General features: G+C 35.5%; 1 protein-coding gene. It reads right to left on the bottom strand.

The genetic code is table 11. The features are described 5' to 3' along the window. Positions 1 to 82: 82 nt before the first annotated feature. On the bottom strand, positions 83 to 442 hold a 360-nt coding region (locus ACSZO4_RS25865), incomplete at its 5' end, for a hypothetical protein (protein ID WP_437891935.1).

The raw sequence follows: 442 nt of genomic DNA, 5'->3' as shown, positions 1-442 counted from the left end.
ATGGTAGTGCTTAAACAACCTATCCCTACGACTGACTTGGGTTCACTGGCTCCTGCAACTCGAAGTATTCTGGGTATGGCGATTATTTTTCATCCGGCTTTTTCGGTATTATTTCTGTCAGCATGCCTAATTGCTTGTTCAATTTTGGTTTTTTAATTCTCAAAATTAATGATTCTACATGCTTAGGGTAGTCACTGTGATCCTTTCCTGCTACATCATAAACTGATATATATTTGACTAATTGTTTTATTTTTTTAGGTGGTAAGGAAATCGTTTTTGGGTAAGATAGAGATACTGGTCTATTTAATGCGCTATAAATTTCAGCTTGCAATGATTTGTTTGCTTTCCCAAGATAAATTGGCTCGCTTAAGCTATCATAAAAAACATAGATGCCGGGAGATTTGCTATGACTATTCAACATTTCTTTCAACTGGTCTGAAAT

Source organism: Phytobacter sp. V91 (genome assembly GCF_965644225.1).
Classification (GTDB): Bacteria; Pseudomonadota; Gammaproteobacteria; order Enterobacterales; family Enterobacteriaceae; genus CBFFRJ01.
The sequence above is the reverse complement of the archived record's forward strand: the minus strand, read 5'-3'. Positions and strand labels throughout refer to the sequence as shown.